Genomic DNA, 22,043 nt, shown 5'->3' on the forward strand with positions numbered 1-22,043 from the left:
ACGAGGCGCCGGCCATCACCGCCGCGAGCGGCTGCGCACCGCCCATGCCACCGAGGCCGGCGGTGAGGATCCAGCGGCCCTTCAGGCTGCCGCCGAAATGCTGGCGGCCCATCTCGGCGAAGGTCTCGAACGTGCCCTGAACGATGCCCTGGGTGCCGATATAGATCCAGCTGCCGGCCGTCATCTGGCCGTACATCATGAGCCCCTTGCGATCGAGCTCGTTGAAATGCTCCCAGTTCGCCCAGTGCGGCACGAGGTTCGAATTGGCGATCAGCACGCGCGGCGCATCGGCATGGGTGCGGAAGATGCCGACCGGCTTGCCCGACTGGACGAGCAGGGTCTGGTCGCTCTCCAGCCGCTTCAGGCTGGCGACGATGGCGTCGAACGCCTCCCAGTTGCGCGCGGCGCGGCCGATGCCGCCATAGACGGTCAGCTCCTCGGGCTTCTCGGCGACCTCGGGATCGAGATTGTTCATCAGCATGCGCAGCGGCGCCTCGGTGAGCCAGCTTTTCGCGGTGATCTCCGTGCCTCGCGGTGCTCGGATGGTGCGGCTGTTGTCGAGGCGAGTGGTCATGCGGTCCTTCTCTTGTGCGGTTGCCCAGGTGCGGGCGGCGGTGAGGATGTTGGTGAGGTGCGCCACCAGCGGCGCGGCGCGGGCGCGGTCGAACGGGGTGGGCCAGTTGGTTTCGGTGGCGACGTCCGGCTCGTCGATATAGCCGCGGCAGGCGAGCTCCATCTGGATGGCGTGGATGCCGCGATCCGGGCGGCCATGGTGGCGGGTGGTGTAACCGCCGCGGAAACGGCCGTTGACCACCAGCGACAGGCCCGAGGCGGCGCATTGGCGCTCTACGGCCTGCTCAAGGGCGGGGGCGCAGGTGGTGCCGTTGTTGGTGCCGATGTTGAACTGGGGCAGCTCGCCTTCGAACAGGCGGGGGACGTTGCTGCGGATCGAGTGGCAATCGTAGAGCACGACATGGCCGTGCCGGGCGCGCAGGCGGTCGAGTTCGGCCTGGAGCGCGGCGTGATAGGGGGCGAACCAGCGCGTGGTGCGATTCTCGATCTCGGCTGCGTCGGGTTCCTGGCCGCGCAGGTAGAGCGGTTCGCCGTCGAAGCTGGTGGTCGGGCAGAGCTCGGTGGTCGCCTGGCCCGGATAGAGCGAGGCGCCGCTGGGGTCGCGGTTCACGTCGATCACGCTGCGCGAGATGCGGGTGCGGACGATCGTGGCGTCGAGCTTCTCGGCGAAGTCGTAGAGCCGGTCGATCCACCAGTCGGCGTCCTTGCGCGCCAGCCAGGGAGAAGCGAAGCGATCGGCGAGCTCGTGGGGAATGTCCGTGCCGGTGTGCGGCATGCCGAGCACCAGCGGCGCATTGCCGCGGCGGACGACCAGCCAGTCCTCAGACATGGAGCACCGAGGGGATGGTCACGCCGTTGGCGGTGACGACCTCGCGCAGGCGGCCCGAACGGACGATCGCGCCGGCGGCGGCGATGTCGGGATGGAAATAGCGGTCCTCGACAAGGCCGGGGACGGCCTGGCGGATTTCCTTGTGGACCGCCTGGGCGGCGGGGTTGCCGGCGAGGGGGGCGTGGAAATCATAGCCCTGGGCGCCGGCGAGCAGCTCGATCGCGATCACGTTGCCGGTGTTCTCGGCCATCGCCATCAGCCGGCGCGCGCCGTGGGCGGCCATCGAGACGTGATCTTCCTGGTTCGCCGAGGTCGGGATCGAATCGACGCTGGCCGGGAAGGCGCGCTGCTTGTTCTCGGAGACCAGGGCGGCGGCGGTGACCTGCGGGATCATGAAGCCCGAGTTGAGGCCGGGGCGCGGCGTCAGGAACGCGGGCAGGCCGGAGAGCGCGGGATCGACCAGCATCGCGAGGCGGCGTTCGGAGAGCGAGCCGATCTCGCACAGCGCCATCGCGATCATGTCGGCGGCGAAGGCGACGGGCTCGGCGTGGAAATTGCCGCCGGAGAGGACTTCGCCCTCGCCCAGCACCAGCGGATTGTCCGAGACGCTGTTGGCTTCGATCGCGAGCGTGGTGGCGGCCTGGCGGAGCAGGTCGAGCGCGGCGCCCATCACCTGGGGCTGGCAGCGCAGGCAATAGGGATCCTGGACGCGCTTGTCGCCTTCGCGGTGCGAGGCCCGGATTTCCGACGCCTGCATCATCGCGAGCAGCATCGCCGCGACCTCGGCCTGGCCGCGATGGCCGCGCAGCGCGTGGATGCGCGGATCGAAGGGCGTATCGGAGCCCTTGGCCGCCTCGGTCGAAAGCGCACCGGTGGCGAGGGCGGCGGCGAAGAGGTTCTCGGCCTCGAACAGGCCGGCGAGGGCATAGGCCGTGGAGAATTGGGTGCCGTTGAGGAGGGCGAGCCCTTCCTTGGCGCCGAGCGTGATCGGGGCGAGGCCGGCTTCGGCCAGCGCTTCGGCGGCAGGGCGGGGGCCGGTGCCGCTGTCGATCTCGCCGACGCCGATCATCGTGGCGGTCATGTGCGCGAGCGGGGCGAGATCGCCCGAGGCGCCGACCGAGCCTTGCGCCGGGACGACGGGCAACAGGCCGCGCTCCAGCATCGCGCCGAGCAGGTCGAGCGTCTCGGGGCGCACGCCCGAAGCGCCGCGGCCCAGGCTGGCGAGCTTGAGCGCCATCATCAGGCGCAGCACGCCCTGCGGCATCGGATCGCCGACGCCGGCGGCATGCGAGATCACCAGATTGCGCTGGAGCGTCTCCAGGTCGGCGGGCGCAATGCGGATGCTGGCGAGCAGGCCGAAGCCGGTGTTGACGCCGTACACCGCCTGATCGCGCTCGGCGATGCGCGCGACGATGTCGGCGCTGCGCTGGACGGCCGGGCGGCACGCGGGGCTCAGCGTGGCGGACGCGCCGCGATAGATGGCGTGCCAGTCCGCAAGGGGGACTGCTCCGGGTTCGAGAATTATAGTCATGCCTGGCCTCCCCAGATGCGTGCGTGCAGGGGATTGAATCCCATGTGATAGACGAGCTCCGCCGGCTCCTCGACGTCCCAGATCGCGAGGTCGCAGCGCTTGCCGGCCTCCAGCGTGCCGATCTCGTCCAGCAGGCCGAGCGCGCGGGCGCCCTCGCGGGTCATGCCGGCGATGCACTCGTCCACGGTGAGGCGGAACAAGGTCGCGGCCATGTTCATCGTGAGCAGCGGCGAGGTGAGCGGCGAGGTGCCGGGATTGGAATCGGTGGCGATGGCGATCGGCACGCCGGCCTTGCGCAGCAGTGCGACCGGCGGACGCAGCTCCTCGCGGGTGAAATAGAAGGCGCCGGGGAGCAGCACCGCGACGGTGCCCGATGCCGCCATGGCGGCGACGCCGGCTGCGTCGAGATGCTCCAGATGATCGGCCGAAAGTGCGCCATATTCGGCGGCGAGCGCGGCGCCGTGGAGATTGGAGAGCTGCTCGGCATGGAGCTTGACGCGCAGGCCATGGGTCTTGGCGGCCTCGAACACGCGGCGGACCTGCGCGGGCGTGAAGCCGATCCCCTCGCAGAAGGCGTCCACCGCGTCGGCGAGACCTTCGGCGGCGATGCCCGGGATCATCCGGTCGCAGATCAGGTCGATATAGGCTTCGGGATCGTCCTTGAATTCGCCGGGCAGCGCATGCGCGCCGAGGAAGGTGGCGGCGACGCGGACCGGACGCAGCCCGGGCAGCGCACGCGCGGCGGAGAGCATCTTGATCTCGTCGATTTCGGACAGGCCATAGCCCGACTTGATCTCGATCGTCGTCACGCCTTCGCCCAGCATCGTGTCGAGCCGGGGCAGCGCCGCCTCGATCAGCTCGTCGCGCGTGGCGGCGCGGGTGGCGGTCATGGTCGAGACGATGCCGCCGCCGGCGCGGGCGATCTCCTCATAGCTGGCGCCGGCCAGGCGCAGCTCGAACTCGCGGGCGCGATTGCCGGCATAGACGAGGTGGGTGTGGCAATCGACCAGGCCGGGCGTGATCCAGCGGCCTTCGATATCCCATTCGGATTCGGCGTCGAAAGCGGGCGCGTCGGCGCGCGATCCGGCATATAGAATGCGGTCGCCGGAGCAGGCGACGATGCCGTCCTCGATCGTTCCGAGCCCGGGCAGATCGGCGCGTAACGTCGCGAGCCTGGCATTGCTCCAGAGACGTTCGACTTGCACCCGTTACCCCCAAGAACCTGATAACCCCGCTCTAGGATATCGGGAGAAAATGTCTATACATTTATTGATCGATATCCGTTGGAACGGCGTTTGAGGGTGGCGGCCAATGCAGCATTTCTGGTTCGAATCGGCGTTATTGCGAGGGGCCTGGGCCGACCGGGTCCGCATGTCGGTGGAGGACGGCCGCATCGTCGAGATACTGGCCGGCGCCGATCCCGAAGCGGGGGACGAGCGGCACGGAATCGCGCTGCCCGGCGTGGCGAACCTGCACAGCCATGCCTTCCAGCGCGGCATGGCGGGGATGGCCGAACATCGCGGTTCGAGCGCCGACAGCTTCTGGACCTGGCGCGACATCATGTACCGATTCGCGAATCATGTCGGCCCCGACGAGATCGAGGCGATCGCGGCGCTCGCCTATGTCGAGATGCTGGAGGCGGGTTTCGTCCAGGTGGGTGAGTTCCACTATGTCCATCATGATCGCGACGGCGCGCCCTTCGCCGATCCGGCCGAGATGGGCGGGCGCGTGGCCGCTGCGGCGGCGGAGGCGGGCATCGGGCTGACGCTGCTGCCGGTGCTCTATGCCGCTTCGGGATTCGGGGCCACGCCGCCCAAGCCGGAGCAGCGCCGGTTCGTGAACGATGCCGACGGCTATGCGCGGCTGATCGAGGCGTCGCGGCGCGCGGTGGCGCCGGCGGGCGGGATCGTCGGCGTGGCGCCGCACAGCCTGCGCGCCGCGCCGCCCGAATTGCTCGACGCGGCGATCGCGATCGGCGTTGACGGGCCGATCCATATCCATATCGCCGAGCAGACCGGTGAAGTGGAGGATTGCCTGGGCTTCACCGGGCAGAGGCCGGTCGAATGGCTGCTGACGCACGCGCCGGTCGATGCGCGCTGGTGCCTGGTCCATGCAACGCATGTCACGCCCGAGGAACTGGGCGGCATCGCGCGGAGCGGTGCGGTGGCGGGGCTGTGCCCGATCACCGAGGCCAATCTGGGCGACGGCATCTTTCCGGCCGGAGCGTTTCTGGAGGTCGGCGGGCAATTCGGCGTCGGATCGGATTCGAACGTGCTGATCGATCTCGCGCAGGAGCTGCGCAGCCTCGAATATTCGCAGCGGCTGGCCGAGCGGGGGCGCAACCTGCTCTCGACCGACGATTGCCCTTCGACCGGGCGGCTGCTGTTCGATCGCGCGGGGAAGGGCGGTGCGCAGGCGCTGGGCATGGAGGCGTTCGGGCTGGCTCCCGGCGCGCGCGCGGATTTCCTGACGCTCGACATGGCGCATCCGACGCTCGCCGGGCGCGCGGACGACGCGATCCTCGATGCGTTCGTCTTCGCCGACAGCCGCGGGATGATCGACGGTGTTTGGCGGAGCGGGCGGCAATGGGTGAAGGGCGGGCGCCATGTCGCGCGCGATGCCGTCACCCGGCGCTATGTCTCGGCGCTGCGGACTTTGACCGAGAATGCTTGACCTGAGTCGCCCGCTGCTTTCCATTGCGCGGCAACCATCGGTTCGGGGGCTAGATGACATTGCGATTTCGCATGGGCTTGGATGACGATCGGACGCGCCGGTGATAAAGCCTAGACGCGCAGAAGCCGAAACCGGGCCGCTGTACCAGAGAATACGCACCGCGATCGAAAGCCAGATCATGTCGGGCGTGCTGCGCCCGGGTGATCGCATCCCGTTCGAGCATGAGCTGATGGAGCGTTACGGCTGCTCGCGGATGACCGTGAACAAGGCGCTGTCGACGCTTGCCTCTGCCGGCCTGATCTCGCGCCAGCGGCGGCGCGGCTCGTTCGTGACGCGGCCGCGCATCCATATGGCGGCGTTGGAGATCCCCGATATCCGGCGGGAGATCGAGAAGCGCGGCCATGTCTATCGGCTGGAGCTGATCGGCCGGACCGTGCTGGGCGCCGATACGCCGGGGGGCGCGACGATGAAGATCCCGCACAACGGCAAGCTGCTGTCGCTGCATTGCCTGCATCTGGCGGACGGCAAGCCCTATGCGGCCGAGGATCGCCTCATCAACCTGAGCGCCGTTCCTTCCGCGATCGACGCCGATTTCTCGGAGACGCCGCCGGGGAGTTGGCTGCTCGCGCATGTGCCCTGGACCGAGGCGGAGCACCGCATCACCGCGGCGGCGGCGGGCGAGCAGGCGGCGCTGCTCAAGGTGCGGCAGGACAAGCCATGCCTGGTGCTGGAGCGCTGGACGTGGCGCGAGAAGGAATCGATCACCTATGTCCGCATGGTCTTCCACGGGGACAATTTCGACCTGACCGCGCGCTTCGCGTCGCAGACCCGGAGCGCCGATATCTTCGCGGAGTGATCGGGGAAAAGGGGTAGTGACTCCAAGATCCTCCCCGGCACGGGGAGGGGAACCAGCCATAGGCTGGTGGAGGGGGTTCTCCACTTGGGAAGTCGTTTGGGGCGCTCCCCCTCCACCACGCCCTGCGGGCGCGGTCCCCCTCCCCGTGCCGGGGAGGATCTTTAGAAAATTAGGGCGCCCGCCACGGGATTCCGGTGTGGCGGGCGCCCGGTCCTCCCCGCGAGGGAGCAGGGGAGGCTAGGGACAAGGCGTCAGGGCGTGGGTACGTCCTTGCGCGCGATGGCGAGCGGATCGGGCTCGCCGGCAAGGGCGGCGCGCAGGAAGCCGAACATGCGGCGGCGCAGGTCGATGCCGTGCCATGGCTCCTGGCTCACCAGCGAGCGGAAGCTGCCGCCGGTCTCGCCATGGCCTTCGCGCGGATAGACGATCAGCGCGACCGGCGCGCCATATTGCTTGAGCGCGCGCCACATCTCCAGCGACTGGCCGAGCGGATCGGTGACATCCTCCTCGCCCTGAAGCAGCAGGAACGGCGTCTTGGCGTTCATGACCGTCGAGATCGGGCTCTGGCGCCAGACATCGGCGAAATGATCCCAGGGCCGGCCATAATACCAGCGATCGTAGAAGGTGCCGCGTTCGGTGCCGTATTCGCTGAACTGGTTGATGACGGGCGCGCCGGAGACGATCGCCTTGAAGCGATCGGTCTTGCCGACGACGAAGCCGGCCATCTCGCCGCCATAGCTGTAGCCGATCAGGGCCATCTTGGATTCGTCGACCGGGTAATCCTTGATGAGCATGTCGACGCCGGCCATGATGTCGCGGAAGTCGGCGCCGCCCAGGTCGTTCTTGTTCGCGCCCAGGAACTTGGCGCCATAGCCGGTCGAGCCGCGGATATTGGGCTGCATCACCGCCCAGCCTTCGGCCACCAGCATCTGGATCGCGGCGGAATAATCATCCTGGAAGCGCCCGGCGGGGCCGCCATGGATGCTGAGGATCAGCGGCACCTTGGTGCCCGGCGCGATGTTCGGCGGCATGTAGAGCATGCCTTCGATCGTCAGGCCTTCATTCTGCCAGGTGACCAGCTTCGACGGCACCTTGGCCCAGGTGCTCGGCATCAGTGCGGGCGCGTCGAGCGTGACGGGCTTGGCGCCCCATTTGGGGGTAAGGAAGACGGTGCTCGGATCGGTCGGGCCGGTGCCGATGAACGCCCAGGCGGAAAGCTTGCCGTTGGTGACCAGCGAGCCCGCGACGGGCAGGCCGAAATCATGCCAGGTCACCGCGCCGGTCGTGGTGGAGAGCGTGGCGAGGCGGGTGCGCATGTGCGTCGGGATCGCCAGCGCCAGGTCGCCGCTCGGCAGGACCGTGTAGTTTTCGGGAATGTCGCCGTCGAAGCCGGGCGTCAGGTTCTTGGCCTGGCCGGTGGCGAGATCCTTCACATAGAGGTCGTTGCAGCGCGGCGGCGAATCCTCGAGGCACTGGTTGGTATAGACCAGCCGCTTGCGGCCGGGGAGGAAGGTGACGCCGCCGGCGGTCTTGGGCAGGTCGAGCTTCGTCGCAGCTAGCGTATCGGGGTTCACCTGCCAGAAGCTGCTGTCCGGGCCGGTCAGGTCTGAGCGCGGATCGGTGGTCACGATCATGTCGGCGCTGTCATAGGACCAGCTTACCGAGGCGAACTTGCCGTCGAGCTTGACCGGGCGGGTCGCGCCGGTCGTGAAATCGACCATGTAGAGGAAGGTGTGCGACTCCGGCTCCTCATGGTTGTAGCCGTCGTCCTTGCGCTCCTTGCGGGCCTTGATCGCCGGATCCTCGGGATCCTCGCCCCAGAGCGCGAGATATCTGCCGTCGGGCGAGAAGGCATAGCCGCCCGGCGAGACGACATTGTCCTTCTTGAGCGCGCCACCCCAGACGCCGGTGACTTCGCCCGCCTGGGTCTTGGTGATCTGGAGCCGCTCGGGCTCGCCGCCGGCCAGCGGCAGGCGGAACAGCGAGCGGACGCTGTCGCGCCCGGCGAGGAACAGCACCGATTTGCCGTCGGGCGAGAATTGGCCGCTGGCCTCGCCGCCGCGATCGCCCGAGCGGGTGAAGGTGAGCTGGCGCGGCTTGGCGCCCTGGGCGAGCAGCCAGAGATGGGGCAGGCCGCCCTCGGCCGTGGTATCGGTGATGCTGGCGAGCACCGACTTGCCGTCGGGCGACAGCGCCAGGCCGCGCATCGCGCGTACCTTGGTGCGGATCTCGTCGTTCATCGGGAACGCCGCCAGCACGGCGGGGGAAGGATTGGTCGCGGAATGCGACGCGGCTGCCGGTGCCGTCTGCGCGGCGGCGGGCGTCGCGATGGCCACTCCCGCGAGCAGCAGGGCTGCCCCGGCGCGCCTTGCAGCGACTCGGCCGATAGAGGTCTTGTGATTCAGGATCATGGTTGCGCTCCCCTCATGCCCGGAGCGTCCCGCCCCGCAGCTTCAATGTCCTATGCGCGGGATTAAATGTCTATACAAAAAATGGTGCATCGCCACATCGTGCGGCGCGAAATGGCAAGATTGTTGCCGATATGCCGCATTTCACAACCTTTTTCAGTGCGTTGCGCCTGAGCGGGTGAAATATCTTTCCGGATCGCGCAGATTCAATGTTGCAATGCGGTGAAACGCGGACTACCAATTGTCTATACAAATAAGAGCCCCACAGGTCGCAAAGGCACGGGGATATCCGGACGCAGGCAGGAAAAGGAGCTCAAAAACAAGGACAGGGGGATAAGCAATGAAGACCCGATTTATCTCGGCTAGCGTTCTCACTCTGGCGCTGCTGCTGCCGTCCGTAAGCTGGGCGCAGACGGCGTCCGAATCCGATGCCACGGCACCGCAATCGGATTTGCCGGCCACATCGGTTCCTACCGCCGGTGAAGCCCAGGACAATGGCGAAATCGTCATCACCGGCTCGCGCATCAAGCGCGCCGAGTTCGACTCGCTCGAACCGGTCACGGTCGTTTCGAACGAGTATCTCAACGCCCGCGGCCTGACCAACGTGGCCGACGCGCTCAACGAGCAGCCCGGCTTCGGCGTGCCCCAGAATGCCGAGGGCGGCCAGAGCAGCTATGGCGTCAGCCAAAACTTCGTGAACAAGTTCGGCCTGGGCACTGCGCGCACGCTGACCCTGGTCAACGGCCGCCGCTTCGTCTCGACCAACGCGCCGACCGTGCTCGGCAATCCCGCCGGCCTCCAGGTCGACCTCAACGTCATCAATCCGCTGATGATCGACCGGATCGAGAACGTCGCCATCGGCGGCGCGCCGATCTATGGCTCTGACGCGATCGCGGGCACGGTCAATGTGATCCTGAAGCAGGATTACGAGGGCGTCGAGCTCCAGGGCCTGAGCGGCATCAGCAACCAGGGCGACAATTTCCGCGCCAATCTGTCGGGCATCGCCGGCTTCAAGTTCGGGCCGGAAGGCCGGGGCCATGTGCTGATCGGCGGATCCTATGATCGCAGCGACGGCCTGCGCGCCGTGGATCGCGATCGGGCCTCGGCGGGGCTCACCTTCCAGACCAACCCGACCGCGGGCTCGGCCCAGACGCGCATTCCCGGCCGGACGACGGCGAACGACGGACGCATCAATCCGCTCGTGCCGTACAATGGCGGATCGACCGACGGCATCCCCAACACGGTGCTGATCGGCAACACGCGCATCTTCACCGAATCCACCGCGGGCCTGATCCTGCCCTATATTCCGGCGAACGGCACGACGCCCGCCAATTTCCAGACCTATAACCCCACGGACGGCAGCACCGCCGGCTTCGGCGTGGGCGGCTTCGACCGGATCCAGTTCGATGCCAACGGCAATATCGTGCCGTTCAATCCGGGCATGCCCTTCGGCAACACCTATGGCAGCGGCGGCGACGGCTTCAACCTGGCCGACACCCGCCCGCTGACCAACGACCTCGAACGCTATACGGCCAATCTGAACGCCGATTACGAGATCACGCCCAACATCAAGGCGTTCTTCGAGGGCACTTACTATCACGGCATCGGCCGCGAAGTGATCGACCAGCCGGTCTACAACTCGCCGCTCTTTCCGGGCGGCGTGAACAGCGCGCTGCTCTTCAACATCAACGATCCGCGGCTCAACGCCCAGGCGAAGAGCGTGCTTGCGGGCTATGGCGTCAACAATTTCTACCTGTCGCGCGATTTCGTGGACATCACCAACGGTGCTGCATCGTCCGAGACCAACGTCTATCGCGGCGTGGTGGGTCTGACGGGCGATTTCCAGGCGCTCGGCAAGAACTTCACCTATGAAGCCTCGGCCAATTACGGCCGCACCGAGGGCTTTTTCCACTCGATCCTGCTCGACCAGCAGAAGTTCGTGAACGCAATCAACAACTGCAACCCGAACCCGATCGTCAATGCGGCGCCGGGCGGGATCGCGCCGATCGCCGACGCTGCCTGCGTGGCGCTCGATCCGTTCGGTCCGGGCCGGCTCAATCCGGGCGCAGTCGATTATGTGAACTACCGGTCGACCGCCAAGTCGGTGATCGAGCAGGAAGTGTACAATATCAACTTCGGCTCGTCGGACCTCATCACCCTGTGGTCGGGTGGCGTCGGCTTCAACGTCGGCTTCGAGCATCGTCGTGAATATGGCCAGTTCACACCCGATCCGTTCCAGGTGGCGGGTCGCGGACGTGCCGCCGCGATTTCCGGCAACGAGGGCAGCTTCCACACCAACGAAGTCTTCGGCGAGTTGCTGGTACCGCTCGTCTCGCCCGAGAACCATGTGCCGCTGATCGAGAGCCTGACGGCCGAGGGCCGTGCGCGCTACGTCAACAACTCGGTCAATGGCGGGTTCTGGACCTACACGGCGGGTGGCCGCTACCGGCCGATCAAGGATATCGAGTTCCGCGGCAACTTCACCCGTTCGCTGCGTGCGCCCTCGATCGTCGAGCTGTTCACGCCGCAGACCAATGCCGGGTCGTTCTTCCCCGATCCCTGTGACGTGGCGAACATCGGCAGCGGCTCGAACCCGAGCGTCCGCCAGCGCAACTGCGATGCGTTCTACAAGGCTTACGGCGTCGATCCGGCGACCTTCAGCTCACTGGCGCGCACTTCGGCGGTGCCGGGGCGCACGGGCGGCAATCCGACCCTTCAGAACGAAGTGGCGGACAGCTATACCTTCGGCGTCGTGCTGCGGCCCAGCTTCATCCCGCGCTTCCAGGCGGCGATCGACTGGAACCGGATCAAGGTGAAGGGCAACATCGCCTCGCTCACCGCGGCGAACATCGCCGAGGGCTGCTACGACAATCCCTCGTTCGACCTGACCAATCCGGATGCGGGCAACAGCTTCTGCACTCAGTTCACCCGCGTCCACAGCGACGATCCCAACGTGAACGGCCAGATCGCCAGCGATCCTGCCAATCCGGGCATCCGCACGGGCTTCGTCAATGGCGACTTCATCGAGTTCAAGGGGCTGACCGCGCAGGTCGATTATATGCTCCCGCTCGACGGGGTCGGCATTCCCGGGCGGCTGAACCTGGGCGGGTCGCTCTTCTATCTGGATACGCTGCGCTCGTCGAACAACGGCGTGACGATCGATCCGCAGGCCGGCGAGATCGGGACGCCCAAATATAGCGGCCAGGCGAATCTTGCCTTCAGCAGCGACGGCGGCTTCGGGCTCAACCTCCAAGCCAACTACACCGGCAAGGCGAAGTACGACATCCTGTTCAACGACGACAGCCGCGACATCCTGGAGCTCAAGAGCCAGTGGCTGTTCAACCTGGGCCTGTCGCAGCGGATCCAGGAAAAGGCGACGATGCGCGTGACGGTGACGAACCTGTTCGATACCGCGCCGCCGTTCCCGTATGACGCCACGTCCGCATATGACCTGCTCGGCCGGCGCTATACGGTGTCGCTCAACTACAAGTTCTGATGGGTTCGGTCCCGGCGGGCATTTGCCCGCCGGGATTTTTCTTGTGTTATGAGGTGAGGCCGGGGCCGGATCGACATTCGGTGCCCGGCCGGCATCCTTCAACCGTCACCCCGGCCGAAGTGCCGGGATTTGCTTGTCCGCGAGCGAGCCCTTCCCGGTTCGAGCGGCTCTCCCAGCCGCACGGTGGACCCCGGCACTTCGGCCGGGGTGACGGAGGAAGGGGCGGGGCGTCCTGCCCCTAGTAGAGCCCGCCCAGTGCGCGGATCGTATCCGTCGCAATGCCGAGCTGGCGCGAGCGGGTGTCGAGCAGGGCGCGTTCGGCGTCGAGCGCGGCGGTCTGCGCGATCGTGACTTCCAGATAATCGGCGGCGCCGTCGCGATAGCGGGTCAGCGCCAGATCGCGGGTACGCTCGGCAGCGGCGACGGCGTCGCGCTGGTTGCGTTCCTGATCGATCAGGTGGCGGCCGGCGGCGAGATCGTCTTCGACTTCGCGGAAGGCGGTGAGCACCGTCTCGCGGTAATTGGCCGCCGCTTCGTCATACTGCGCGCGCGAGATGCGGACATTGGCGCGGCGCGCGCCGCCGTCGAAGATCGCCAGCGCAGCCGAAAGCGGACCCAGGGCCCAGAAGCTGTTGGCAGCGCTCAGCAGCTTGCCGCTCGAAGCCTGGAAGCCGCCCTGTGCGCCCAGCGTGACGCTGGGGAACAGGGCCGCTTTGGCGACGCCGATCTGGGCGTTGGCGGCGGCGACGCGGCGCTCGGCTGCTGCGATGTCGGGACGGCGTTCGAGCAGGGTCGAGGGCAGGGCGGCCGGGATCGCCGGCGGGGCGAGCTGCGTATCGGCGACCGGGATCGAGAAGCTCGACGGATTTTCGCCGATCAGCACCGCGATCGCATGCTCGTCGCGCGCGCGATCGGCGGCGACGGCATCGAGCTCGGCCTTGGCGCTGGAAAGCTGGCTCTGTGCGCGGCTGACGTCGATGCCCGAGGCGATCCCGCCCGAATGGCGCGTATCGGTGAGGTCGAAGGCGCGCTGATAGGCCTCGACCGTCTGGCGCAGCAGCACGATCCGCGCATCGAGGCCGCGCATGTCGAAATAGGCGGCGGCGAGCTGGGCCTGGAGGCCGAGGCGGACGCCGGCGAGATCGGCCTCGCTGGCCTGGGCATCGGCTTCGCTGGCCTTCACCGAATTGCGGACGCGGCCGAACAGATCGATCTCATAGGCGAGCGAGGCGCCGATCTGGCTGTTGTTGTAGGTCGCGGAATTGCCCGGCGAGAGCGGGCGCCCGGCCGAGACGCGGTCGCGCTGGGTGCTTCCGCCGACATCGACTTCGGGCAGCAGGTCCGCGCGGGTGCGGCGGACGAGCGCGGCGGCCTGTTCATAGCGCGCGGCGGCGGCGGCGAGGCTGGGGCTGCCCGCCTCGATGCGCTCTTCCAGCCCGCTCAGCGTGGAGTCGGCGAAGATCTCCCACCATTTGCCGGCCGCGGGGACGTCAGTTCCTGCAGTCTGCCACGGCCCGCCTTCCTTGTAAGCAGGGGCGGTGACGATCTCGGGCCGGTGATAGTCCGGCGCCATCGAGCAGCCGGTGAGCGCCAGCGCGGTCGCGGCGATCAGCGCCGCCTTATTTGCCCGCATTGGGGAGCACCTTGACCGGATCGCCGCTCTGGAGCGAGTCGGGCGGATTGTCGATCACGCGGTCGTTGGCGGCGAGGCCGGCGGTGATCTCGACCACCTTGCCCTGATCGCGGCCGATGGTGACGGTGCGCAGCAGCGCCTTGCCGTCCGGCCCGACCACCGCGACCTGAGTGCCGCCGGAGCCGACGATCAGCGCGCTCGGCGGCAGGGTGACGGTGCCGCCCGCGCCCCGCAGCGGGAAGCTCGCCTGGGCATAGGAGCCGGGCTTGAGCGCGCGATCGCCATTGGGCGCCTGGAGCTCGACCAGCACGGTGCCCGAACCGGGATCGATCGCGCCGGCAGTGCGGGTGAGCGTCGCGGTGAAGGTGCGGCCGGCATATTCGGGAAGCGTGAGGCCCACCTGCATGCCCGGATGGATCTGGCCCGAATAGGCCTGGGGCACGCGGACATAGGCGCGGATGCGGCTGACGTCGGAGACGGTGAACAGCGGCGTCGAGCTGGCATTGCCGGCGACGACCAGCGCGCCGATCTGGGTCGAGCGGCTGGTGACGATGCCGTCGAACGGGGCGACCAGCCGGGTGAAGCCGGTCAGCGCCTGGAGCCGCGCGACATTGGCTTGGGCGGCATTGGTGACGGCGGTCTTGGCGGCGAGATCGCCGCGCTTCTCGTCGGTTTCCTGCTTCGAGACCGCGTCCTTGTCGAGCATCGTGCTCCAGCGCGTCGCGGTGGTGGCGGCGAGCTGCTGGTTGGCGCGGGCAGTCTGCAGGTCGGCGCGGGCGGCTGCGAGCTGCTGGTCGACATCGGGCGCGTCGAGGATCGCGAGCACCTGGCCCTGCCGCACCGGATCGCCCAGATCGACCAGCCAGCGCCGGACATAGCCGGTGGTGCGGGCATAGATCGGCGCGCTGTTGAGCGCCTGGAGATTGGCAGGCAGGCGCAGCGCGTCGCCGGCGGCGACCGCGGTGGGCCGGATCACGGTGACGCTGGGGACCGCCTGGGCGGCGGTCCATTCGGCCAAACGGTGCTCGGAGCTGGCGCGCGTGACGATCCCGGTGGCGACGATACCGATCGCCAGGACCGCGGCGATGCCGCCGCCGATTTTGAGCCGGCTGTTGCCGTTCTCAGGCATGTGCTTCCTCCAATGGAATGGGCCGGTCCGCGCCGGCCGTGCCGGGCTTGCGCTTGTGGACGAGGCTGAAGATGACGGGAACGAACATCAGCGTGGCGAAGGTGGCGACGATCAGGCCGCCGATCACGGCGCGGCCGAGCGGGGCGTTCTGCTCGCCGCCTTCGCCGAAGCCCATCGCCATGGGCAGCATGCCGATGACCATCGCGAGCGCGGTCATCAGCACCGGGCGGAAGCGGACCAGGCCCGCCTCCAGCGCCGCCGCGGTGGAGTCGCCCAGCTCGGCGAGCCGCTCGCGGGCGAAGCTGACGACCAGGATCGAGTTCGCGGTCGCCACGCCCATGCACATGATCGCGCCGGTGAGCGCGGGCACCGACAGCGTCGTGCCGGTGGTGAACAGCATCCAGATGATGCCCGCGATCGCGCCTGGCAGCGCGGTGATGATGACGAACGGATCGAGCCAGCTCTGGAAGTTCACCACGATCAGCAGATAGATCAGCACGATCGCGCCGATCAGGCCGAAAGCGAGGCCGGAAAAGGCGCTGTTCATCGTCGCATATTGGCCGCGCATCGTGACGGTGACGCCCTTGGGCGCCTCGCCCTTGAGCTGCTTGAGCACCTTGTTGATGTCGCCTGACACCGCGCCCAGATCTCGGCCGTTCGGCGTCGCGAAGATGTCGACCACCGGCGCGATGTTATAGTGCGAGACCACTGCCGAGCCATTGCTGCGGGTGATCGTGCCGATGCCGCCGAGCACCTGGCTGTCGCCGCCGCTGCCGGGGCCGTTGACCGGGATGTTGGAGAGATCGCTGATCGATCCGACGCGATATTCGGGGGTCTGCGCGACCACCGCATAGGACACGCCGTTGTCCGGATTGAGGTAGAAGACCGGCGCGGTCTGCGACGTGCCGGCGAGCGAGCTGGCGACGCTGGTCGTCACGTCGCGCTCGGTGAGGCCGAACTGGCCGATCCGGGTGCGATCGACGTTCACGTTGAGCTGCGGATAGCGCGACGACTGCTGGATGCGCGCATCGGCGACGCCGGGGATGCCGGTGATCCGGCGCAGGATCTTGCGGGCATAGGCGGCGTTCGCATCGGCATCGCGGCCGGTGACCTGGATATCGATCGGGGCGGGGGCGCCGAAGTTCAGGATCTGGCTGGTGATGTCGGCCGGCAGGAACGAGAAGGTCGAACCGGGGAAGGACTTGGGCAGCTCCTCGCGCAGCTTCTGGACATAGTTGGCGGTCGGCGCGTGATCCTCGGAAAGCTGGATCAGGATATCGCCGTCCTGCGGGCCGATCGTGCCGGAGTTGTTGTAGGTCGTGTTGATCGAGCTGACCGGCAGGCCGATATTGTCGACGACCGAGACAAGCTCGTTGGCCGGGATCACTTCGCGGATGCGGCGCGCGATCCGGTCGAACTGGGCCGAGGTATCCTCGATGCGCGAGCCGACCGGCGCGCGGACATGAATCGCCATCGCGCCGGCATCGACCGACGGGAAGAAATTCTGCCCGAGCAGCGGCACCAGCAGGAACGACAGGCCCACCACGGCGAGGAAGCCGATGATGAACGGCTTCGGCACGCCCAGCGCCTTTTCGAGCAGCTTGCCATAGCCGGTGCGGATCTTCTCGAAGCGATTCTCGAAGCCGCGCTGGAACCGCACCAGCGGATTGCGCGAGGTCGGCGTGCCGGCGCTGTGCTGGTCGTGATCGTCGCCCGCGCCGTGCGGCCGGAGCAGATACATCGCCATCGTCGGCACGAGGGTACGCGAGAGGATGAACGACGCGATCATCGCGAACACCACCGACAGCGCCAGCGGCACGAACAGGAAGCCCGCGACGCCCGGCAGGAAGAACATCGGCACGAACACGATGCAGATGCAGAGCAGCGAGACGAACGCGGGGGTCACGATCTGCGCGGCGCCGTCGAGGATCGACTGGTGGACCGGCTTGCCCTGTTCGAGGTGCCAGTTGATGTTCTCGATCGTCACCGTCGCGTCGTCGACCAGGATGCCGACCGCGAGGCTCAATCCGCCCAGCGTCATGATGTTGAGCGTGTTGCCGGTCGCCGAGAGCGCGATGATCGCGGCGAGGATGGCGAGCGGGATCGAGATCGCGATGATGACGGTCGAGCGCCATGAGCCGAGGAACAGCAGGATCATCAGCGACGTCAGCGCCGCGGCGATCGCGCCTTCCTTCACCACGCCCTCGACCGCGGCCTTCACGAACAGCGACTGGTCGCCGATCGGCACGATCTTGAGGGTGTCGGGCAGATTCTCCTGGATCCTGGGCAGCGCGTCCTTGACGCCCTGGACGATCGCCAGCGTCGAGGTGGCGCCGTTCTTGAGGACCGTCATCAGCACCGAGCGTGAGCCGTCGACATGCACGACGTTGGTCTGCGGCGCGGTGCCGTCGCGGACATGCGCCACGTCGCGCATATAGATGGTCGCGCCGTTCACGACCTTCACGGGCAGCGCGTTGAGCTCCTCGATCGAGCCGGGCGCGTTGTTCAGCCGGATGCTGTACTGATAGCCGCCGATCTTGGCGAAGCCCGCCGGATTGATCTGGTTCTGCGCCGCGATCGCGTTGCCCACGTCCTGCGCCGACAGCCCCTTGGACTGGAGCGCCTGCGGATCGAGATCGATCTGGACCTGGCGCTGCTTGCCGCCGGAAGGATAGGGGACCGCCGCGCCGGGCACGGTGACGAGGTTGGTGCGGACCGTGTTCTGCCCGATGTCGAACAACTGGCCTTCGGACATGCCCTTGCCCGACAGCGCGAGCTGGACGATCGGCACGGTCGATGCGTTGTAGTTGAGGATCAGCGGCGGGGTGATGCCCGGCGGGAGCTGGCGCAGCACCGTCTGCGACACCGATGTCACCTGCGCGGTGGCGGTGCGGATGTCGGCGCCGGGCTGGAAATAGATCTTCACCACGCCGATGCCCTGCATCGACTGGCTCTCGATATGATCTATGTCATTGACGGTGGTGGTCAGCACGCGCTCGAAGGGCGTGATGATCCGGCCCGACATCTCATCCGGCGACAGGCCGCTATACTGCCATGCGGTGGCGATCACCGGCACGCGGATGTCGGGGAAGATGTCCACCGGTGTCCGGATCGCGGCGAGCACGCCGAGGATCAGGATCAGGATGGCCATGACGATGAAGGTAAGCGGCCGCGCGAGCGCGGTCCGAACAATTCCGATCAAGGGCGGCGGCTCCGGTCAAGGCGATTGGTGGCGGAATTGGGGAGCAAGATCATCGACAACAACTCCATACGAAGGTGTGTAGCGCACTCCCCAGTTCGCTACCGCAGCAAAAATCCCCTTGCGCGCGCTCAAGCATCCGCGTCCAATATTGTTTGCGGCATGATCGATATGTAATATGTATCGATCATGGAGCTACGTCACCTTCGCTATTTCATCGGTGTTGCTGAAGAATTGCACTTCGCACGCGCAGCGGCACGGCTTGGAATTTCCCAGCCGCCGCTCAGCCAGCAGATCGGCCAGCTGGAGGCCGAGCTGGGCGTGCGATTGTTCGAGCGCACCAGCCGCAGCGTGAGGCTCACCACCGCTGGCACCGCTTTCCTGCCCGCGGCGCGCGCGACGCTCGATCAGGCCGAGCGGGCGATCAACGTCGCGCGCCGCGCCGCCCGCGGCGAACTGGGCGAGCTCAATCTGGGCTTCAACGCATCGGCGCCGTTCGTGCCGTTGATCGCGCGCTCGATCTTCGCCTTCCGCCAGGCCTGGCCCGACGTGAAGCTCAACCTGACCGAAGTGGCGGGGCGCGCCCAGCCGACCGCGCTGGTCGATCATGCGTTGGACGCCTGCTTCGTGCGGAGCATCCGCCGGCCCGAGATCTGCGACAATATCCAGGTGACGCCGATCCTGAGCGAGCGGCTGTTCGTGGCGATGCGTCCGGATCACCGCCTTGCCGGGATCGAGGAACTGCACCTGCGCGATCTCGCGGGCGAGCCGATGCTCTTCTATGCGCGCGAGAACGGCGCGACCTTCACCGACGAGCTGATGGGGCTGCTGCGCGCGATCGGCATCGAGCCCGTGGTGGCGCATACCGTGCGCGAGGTCTCGACGCTGTTCGGGCTTGCCGCGGCGGGGGTGGGGGTGACCGTGCTCGCCGAATCGATGTGTGCGCTGCAATCGGCGAAGCTGGTCTATCGGCCGCTCGCCGATCCCGAATCGACCACGGCGATGTGGCTCATCCATCTGCGCGACGGCGCGAGCCTGCCGTGCCGCAATTTCCTGGAGATCATCGCGAAGGAATCGGCGGCGGCGGAAGGCTGAGGCGGTGTATCGCCCCCTCCGTCACCCGGCACTTCGGCCGGGGTGACGATGGGATTGGCGGTGATTAAATGCCGACGATCACGCCGCCCATTCGGCGACGTTCGCCTCGCCGCCGATCAGCGCGAGGCCGTGGGCGATCGACGTCAGCTCGCCGCCGGTGGCGAGCCGGTCCTCGCCGAAGCGCCGGGCGAACATCGCGCGGATCGCGGGGATCAGCGACGATCCGCCGGTGAGGAAGACGCGGTCGATCGCGCCAGCCTCCACGCCGGACCTGGCGAGCGCGGCGTCGATCGTCTGGCCGATCCGCGCCAGATCCTCGGCAATCCAGGTCTCGAACTCGGCGCGGCTGACATCGGCCTCGATCTCCAGCCCCGCGCCGCTGAAGCGGAATCCGGCATGGTCCTGGCTCGACAAGGCGCGCTTCACCTGGCCCACGGCGTCGTAGAGCGGATAGCCGAGCTCGTTGTCGATCAGCGCGATCATCCGGCCGATCGCATCGGGCTCGATCGCGCTGCGTTGCAGGCGGCCGAGCTCGTCGAGCGTTTTCCGGTTGCGCATCAGCGCTAGGCGCGACCAGTCGGCGAAATCGGCGAAATAGCTGCGCGGGATCTCCAGCACCTTGTCGAACGAGCGATAGAGCCCGCCCTTGCCGAGCATCGGCAGGATCAGCCGGTCGACGATGCGATAGTCGAACCGGTCGCCGGCGATGCCGATGCCCGCCGATCCCAGCGGCACGCAGCGCCGCGCGGCGCCGGGCTCCGCCACGCGGACGATCGAGAAGTCGCTGGTGCCGCCGCCGAAATCGGCGACCAGGATCGTGGCCGGCTCGGTGAGGCGCGAGGCATAGCTATAGGCGGCGCCCAGCGGCTCATAGACATAGTGGATCTCGGTGCCGAAGCCCTCGAACATCCTGTTGTAGCGCTGGCGGGCGAGCGCCGCGTCGGCGCGGGCGCCGGCATATTCCACCGGCCTGCCGACGACGATCCGCGCCGGCCGGCTGTCGAGCGCGCCGCCGGCATGCGCGGTCAGGCGGGCGAGGAAGATCCGTCCCAGCTCCTCGAACCGGTATCTCTTGTCGAACACCGTCGCCTGCTCGAACAGGGGGCTGGCCGCGACGCTCTTGAACGACTGGATGAAGCGGCTGTCGTGCGGCCATTCGAGATATTCGGCGATCGCCCAGGGGCCGGCCTCATGCGCCACGCCGCCGCGCACCGCATCGTCGAGCCAGAAGCACAGCGCCGAGCGGAACACCGCGCCGGTGGCGTGCTCGCCGACAAAGGGTACCAGCTCGGATGCGCCGGTGCCGTCCGCGCGCGAGACGACGCTGTTGGTCGTGCCGAAGTCGAGGCCCAGGGCAGGGCCGGCCGCAGCGCTGGGCATGAGAATCTCCGCTGGCTTGGACCCCGCCCGGCGCGGGGGCGCCGCCTGTGGCAGAAGTGGGCGCGATGGGCAAGCGGGCCTCAGCGGCGACCTCCTTGAAGAGGGGTAGGCAAGGCCTATGGCGCAACGCAATGTTGCATTTATGGCAACACCGCGTGTCGGCCCGATTTCAGGTGAATTCCGTCTCCCGCCCGGCGGCGCCCATGGGATCGGCCAGGCTCGACGGGGGCCGCACGTCCCAGGAGAAGGTCGGGCGGAGGCGCTCCACCAGATAGTTGATGAGCGCCCGGACATGCGGCGGAATGCCGAGCTGGTGCGGGAACACCGCGTAGAATTGCATCGGCGGCGCGTGCCAGCCCGGCAGCACTTCCAGGATGCGTCCGCTGGCGAGATCGTGCTTGCAGATGAAGGCGGGCAGGGCGGCGATGCCGAGCCCCGACAGCACCGACTGGCGCAGCAGCATCAGATCGTTGCACACGAGCCGCGGCTTGAACTCGACCGCGACTTCGCCCGCCTCGCCGCTCAGCCGCCACAGGCCGCGCATGTCGGTCTCGCCCCAGGCGAGCAGGTCGAACCGCGCGAGATCGACATGGCTCTGCGGCATGCCCTTGCGCTCGACATAGCTGGGCGCGGTGTAGATGCCGTATTCCGCCTCGCCCAGCTTGGTGGCGAGGAAGGAAGAGCCCGCATCGGGCAGCTCGCCGGCGACGATCGCGACGTCGAACCCGTCGCGCAGCAGCGCCACCTGCTCGCTCGCGACCACGCTCACCAGCCGCACATCGGGATAGGTTTCCAGATAGTCGCTCATCAGCGGCCCGAGCACCGACCGGTCCAGCTCGTGCGGCACGACGATCCGCAGCAGCCCCTGCGGATTGGAGTGCCGGTTCTGGATCGCGCGCTCGCCGTCGCGCAACAGGCCCAGGCAGCGCTGGCAATATTCATAGAACAGCGCGCCCTGCTCGGTCAGCGTCACCTGATGGGTGCTGCGGCGGACGAGCTGGGTGCCGAGATGCTCCTCCAGCCGAGTCATCCGGCGGCTCACCGTCGATTTCGGCACGCCGAGCGAGCGGCCCGCCTTGGTGAGATTTTCCATCTCCACGATCTTGGTGAAGGTCAGCAGGTCGTTGAGTTCGAGCATTTACGGGGCTCCCGCGCGCGGCGTCCCATCCATGACAACACAATGTTGCGATTCCGCGACGCAGCAGAGTCACGAAAGCAACATCAGCCGCACCCAGTGGAGC

Annotated in this window: 13 protein-coding genes; 4 read left to right on the forward strand and 9 right to left on the reverse strand. The window is 67.5% G+C overall.

Translation table 11 applies throughout. The features are described from left to right. The 3 genes from hutG to hutI all read right to left on the reverse strand — a co-directional run. Window positions 1-1,402, reverse strand: a 1,402-nt coding sequence (hutG, locus tag HB724_RS20460; RefSeq protein ID WP_256731393.1) for an N-formylglutamate deformylase, incomplete at its 3' end; no start/stop codon positions are given. Beyond that, window positions 1,395-2,933: a histidine ammonia-lyase gene (gene hutH / locus HB724_RS08190; protein WP_213980432.1), complete on the reverse strand. Its 1,539-nt coding sequence runs from the start codon at window positions 2,931-2,933 to the stop codon at window positions 1,395-1,397. The genes hutG and hutH, both read right to left, overlap by 8 nt. Next, window positions 2,930-4,138 (reverse strand): imidazolonepropionase, encoded by a 1,209-nt coding sequence (gene hutI / locus HB724_RS08195; protein ID WP_213980433.1) that lies wholly within the window; start codon window positions 4,136-4,138, stop codon window positions 2,930-2,932. The genes hutH and hutI overlap by 4 nt, the downstream gene beginning before the upstream one ends. Before the next feature lie 106 nt (window positions 4,139-4,244). Here hutI and HB724_RS08200 point away from each other — a divergent pair, with 106 nt between their 5' ends. Both HB724_RS08200 and hutC read left to right on the forward strand, forming a co-directional pair. Then, on the forward strand, window positions 4,245-5,606 hold the full coding sequence (locus HB724_RS08200) for a formimidoylglutamate deiminase (RefSeq protein WP_213980434.1): 1,362 nt from the start codon (window positions 4,245-4,247) through the stop codon (window positions 5,604-5,606). Window positions 5,607-5,706: 100 nt separating this feature from the next. After that, window positions 5,707-6,462 (forward strand): histidine utilization repressor, encoded by a 756-nt coding sequence (gene hutC / locus HB724_RS08205; RefSeq protein ID WP_213980435.1) that lies wholly within the window; start codon window positions 5,707-5,709, stop codon window positions 6,460-6,462. 251 nt (window positions 6,463-6,713) lie between these two features. On the opposite strand, the gene HB724_RS08210 is transcribed toward hutC, so the two are convergent. After that, window positions 6,714-8,873: a prolyl oligopeptidase family serine peptidase gene (locus tag HB724_RS08210; RefSeq protein WP_213980436.1), complete on the reverse strand. Its 2,160-nt coding sequence runs from the start codon at window positions 8,871-8,873 to the stop codon at window positions 6,714-6,716. A gap of 337 nt (window positions 8,874-9,210) precedes the next feature. Here HB724_RS08210 and HB724_RS08215 point away from each other — a divergent pair, with 337 nt between their 5' ends. Further along, window positions 9,211-12,366: a TonB-dependent receptor gene (locus HB724_RS08215; RefSeq protein ID WP_213980437.1), complete on the forward strand. Its 3,156-nt coding sequence runs from the start codon at window positions 9,211-9,213 to the stop codon at window positions 12,364-12,366. Between the two features lie 238 nt (window positions 12,367-12,604). On the opposite strand, the gene HB724_RS08220 is transcribed toward HB724_RS08215, so the two are convergent. From HB724_RS08220 to HB724_RS08230, 3 genes are read right to left on the reverse strand one after another with little or no spacing between them, the layout of a single operon-like run. Then, the gene (locus HB724_RS08220) at window positions 12,605-13,999 is read right to left on the reverse strand and encodes an efflux transporter outer membrane subunit (RefSeq protein WP_213980438.1); all 1,395 of its coding nucleotides are present in this window, start codon (window positions 13,997-13,999) and stop codon (window positions 12,605-12,607) included. Next, a complete protein-coding gene (locus HB724_RS08225) occupies window positions 13,986-15,128 on the reverse strand; it encodes an efflux RND transporter periplasmic adaptor subunit (protein WP_213980439.1) in 1,143 nt (380 codons plus the stop codon). Before HB724_RS08225 ends, HB724_RS08220 begins: the two co-directional genes overlap by 14 nt. Then, window positions 15,121-18,330, reverse strand: coding sequence for an efflux RND transporter permease subunit (locus tag HB724_RS08230; RefSeq protein WP_213980440.1), 3,210 nt, complete (start codon window positions 18,328-18,330; stop codon window positions 15,121-15,123). Before HB724_RS08230 ends, HB724_RS08225 begins: the two co-directional genes overlap by 8 nt. A gap of 186 nt (window positions 18,331-18,516) precedes the next feature. Between HB724_RS08230 and HB724_RS08235 the strand changes: the two genes are divergently transcribed. Then, the gene (locus HB724_RS08235) at window positions 18,517-19,422 is read left to right on the forward strand and encodes a LysR substrate-binding domain-containing protein (protein WP_213980441.1); all 906 of its coding nucleotides are present in this window, start codon (window positions 18,517-18,519) and stop codon (window positions 19,420-19,422) included. A gap of 78 nt (window positions 19,423-19,500) precedes the next feature. On the opposite strand, the gene HB724_RS08240 is transcribed toward HB724_RS08235, so the two are convergent. Then, window positions 19,501-20,802, reverse strand: a complete 1,302-nt coding sequence (locus HB724_RS08240; protein WP_213980442.1) for an Hsp70 family protein — start codon at window positions 20,800-20,802, stop codon at window positions 19,501-19,503. A gap of 169 nt (window positions 20,803-20,971) precedes the next feature. Next, a complete protein-coding gene (locus tag HB724_RS08245; RefSeq protein ID WP_213980443.1) occupies window positions 20,972-21,940 on the reverse strand; it encodes a LysR family transcriptional regulator in 969 nt (322 codons plus the stop codon). Window positions 21,941-22,043: the final 103 nt, after the last annotated feature.

The sequence above is a fragment of the Sphingomonas sp. dw_22 genome (assembly GCF_018449795.1).
Lineage (GTDB): Bacteria > Pseudomonadota > Alphaproteobacteria > Sphingomonadales > Sphingomonadaceae > Sphingomonas.

What these genes read in the sequence shown, in the direction of transcription:
- HB724_RS08245 (WP_213980443.1), bottom strand. Translation starts at nt 21,940, where the DNA reads ATGCTCGAACTCAACGACCTGCTGACCTTCACCAAGATCGTGGAGATG.
- hutH (WP_213980432.1), bottom strand. Translation starts at nt 2,933, where the DNA reads ATGACTATAATTCTCGAACCCGGAGCAGTCCCCCTTGCGGACTGGCAC.
- HB724_RS08215 (WP_213980437.1), top strand. Translation starts at nt 9,211, where the DNA reads ATGAAGACCCGATTTATCTCGGCTAGCGTTCTCACTCTGGCGCTGCTG.
- HB724_RS08225 (WP_213980439.1), bottom strand. Translation starts at nt 15,128, where the DNA reads ATGCCTGAGAACGGCAACAGCCGGCTCAAAATCGGCGGCGGCATCGCC.
- HB724_RS08200 (WP_213980434.1), top strand. Translation starts at nt 4,245, where the DNA reads ATGCAGCATTTCTGGTTCGAATCGGCGTTATTGCGAGGGGCCTGGGCC.
- HB724_RS08235 (WP_213980441.1), top strand. Translation starts at nt 18,517, where the DNA reads ATGGAGCTACGTCACCTTCGCTATTTCATCGGTGTTGCTGAAGAATTG.
- HB724_RS08210 (WP_213980436.1), bottom strand. Translation starts at nt 8,873, where the DNA reads ATGATCCTGAATCACAAGACCTCTATCGGCCGAGTCGCTGCAAGGCGC.
- HB724_RS08220 (WP_213980438.1), bottom strand. Translation starts at nt 13,999, where the DNA reads ATGCGGGCAAATAAGGCGGCGCTGATCGCCGCGACCGCGCTGGCGCTC.
- HB724_RS08240 (WP_213980442.1), bottom strand. Translation starts at nt 20,802, where the DNA reads ATGCCCAGCGCTGCGGCCGGCCCTGCCCTGGGCCTCGACTTCGGCACG.